The organism is Methylophaga sp. UBA1464, assembly GCF_002325665.1.
Classification (GTDB): domain Bacteria; phylum Pseudomonadota; class Gammaproteobacteria; order Nitrosococcales; family Methylophagaceae; genus Methylophaga.
On the sequence record NZ_DCSO01000045.1, the window covers coordinates 97,094 to 97,896 of the forward strand.

General features: G+C 47.8%; 1 protein-coding gene. It reads right to left on the reverse strand.

All coding sequences use genetic code 11. The annotated features are described in order from the left end of the window. Positions 1 to 235 precede the first annotated feature (235 nt). Positions 236 to 803: uracil-DNA glycosylase family protein (locus tag B3O33_RS05170; protein ID WP_349676298.1), on the reverse strand; the 568-nt coding region annotated here is incomplete at its 5' end.

Here is an 803-nt window from a genome sequence, read left to right on the forward strand (position 1 = left end):
TCTTTAGTCTGATGGCTATTCAGCAAGCCGGTTGGAATCGTACTTTCGTCAAATTCGGGTGTACGTTTATAAGCAACGATATTATCTGGTAGTGGTTTCATCATCTGTACCTCTTATTTCCAGATCGGGCATCACACTGAGTAAAATCAGCAAATTCATTACATTTTAGCGTTATACGTTCACTATATAGTATTCAATTATGCTGTTCTGGCAGATAAAACAGGCAAAATCACCTTTACTCTTCCGAATCCGACAGGACCTCTGCCACTCGACGACGCAAATCCGGCAATAAACATTCTGCAAACCAGGGATTATTCTTCAACCAACGGTTATTACGCGGACTTGGATGAGGCAATGGCACCCTATCCGGCCAGGTTTCTCGCCAATCCAACACGTTCTCGGTAAGCGTCTTTTTGCTGTATGGAAAATGATACGCCTGAGCATATTGACCAATTACCAGCGTCAGTTGAAGATCTTCAAACTGTGACAGCAAAGTCTCACGCCATGCCGGAGCACATTCTGGTCGTGGCGGTAAATCGCCGGACTTGCCGGTTCCCGGATAGCAAAATCCCATCGGTAGAATCGCAATCCGACGATCGTCGTAAAATACCTCCCGTGAGAGGCCCAGCCAGGCTCGCAATCTGTCCCCACTGGCATCGTTAAATGGAATACCGGTTTCATGCACTTTTCTGCCAGGCGCCTGTGCTGCAATCAGGATTCGTGCAGATGGATGAAATTGCACAACCGGCCGAGGCTCAAACGGCAGCTTTTCAGCACAGAGTCGACAATGGCGGATGTCCCTC